The sequence below is a fragment of the Corallococcus praedator genome, assembly GCF_003612125.1.
GTDB lineage: Bacteria > Myxococcota > Myxococcia > Myxococcales > Myxococcaceae > Corallococcus > Corallococcus praedator.
Map to the genome: position 1 here is coordinate 1 of NZ_RAWI01001378.1, position 393 is coordinate 393.

Here is a 393-nt window from a genome sequence, read left to right on the forward strand (position 1 = left end):
GTCTTCATGGCAGTCGTTCGGCATGTCGCATGCCATGCACCGGCCAGTCGCCGCCAACCTTCCGCACCATGCCAAGCCTCACCCTGCGCGTCAGCCTGCGCGCCGCCGCGCTGATCGCGTCGTTGCCGTTCCTCGCCCAAGCCCAGCAGGGCGACGGCACCCAGGTCGGCTACCCGGTCAACGTCTGGAAACCCGACAAGGTGCCGGCGACGCCCGAGCGCGTGGCGGCGCTGAAGGCGCCGGCCGGCTTTCGCGTCACCGTCTTCGCCGCCGGGCTGGGCAACGCCCGCATCGTGGCGGTGGCGCCCGACGGCACGGTCTACGTCAGCCGCCGCGACGAAGGCGACGTGCTGATGCTGAAAGACGGCGACGGCGACGGCCGCGCCGATGCCG

Annotated in this window: 1 pseudogene; it reads left to right on the forward strand. The window is 72.0% G+C overall.

Annotated features, from left to right (window positions below):
* Positions 1 to 68: 68 nt before the first annotated feature.
* Positions 69 to 393, forward strand: a pseudogene (locus D7Y13_RS44535) (hypothetical protein); the annotation flags it as partial.